Source organism: Streptomyces sp. BE20 (assembly GCF_036322525.1).
Taxonomy (GTDB): Bacteria; Actinomycetota; Actinomycetes; order Streptomycetales; family Streptomycetaceae; genus Kitasatospora.
The window spans coordinates 1-285 of the sequence record NZ_JAQYWW010000424.1 but is presented as its reverse complement, the minus strand read 5'-3'; the positions used below and the strand labels follow the sequence as shown (position 1 = coordinate 285).

The following is a 285-nucleotide window of genomic DNA, read 5'->3' as shown; positions in this document are numbered from 1 at the left end:
GAGGCGTTGTCGGCCGGGTTGGCGGAGCGTCTGGTGCGTGGGTGCGGTCGGGTGACGAACGTGTACGGGCCGACGGAGGTGACGGTGTGGGCGACGGCGGCGGAGTTGGCGGCCGACCACCGGGGCGTCCCCGCCATCGGCACACCGCTCGACAACACCCGGGCCCACGTGCTGGACGCGCGGCTGCGTCCGGTGCCGCCGGGTGTGCCGGGTGAGCTGTACCTCGCGGGGGTGCAGCTGGCGCGGGGGTACCTGAACCGGGCGGCGCTGACCGCCGAGCGGTTC

General features: G+C 75.4%; 1 protein-coding gene. It reads left to right on the top strand.

Annotated elements, in window-relative coordinates; all coding sequences use genetic code 11:
* A partial coding sequence (locus PUR61_RS03400; protein ID WP_329875439.1) for an AMP-binding protein occupies positions 1 to 285 on the top strand: 285 nt, incomplete at both ends.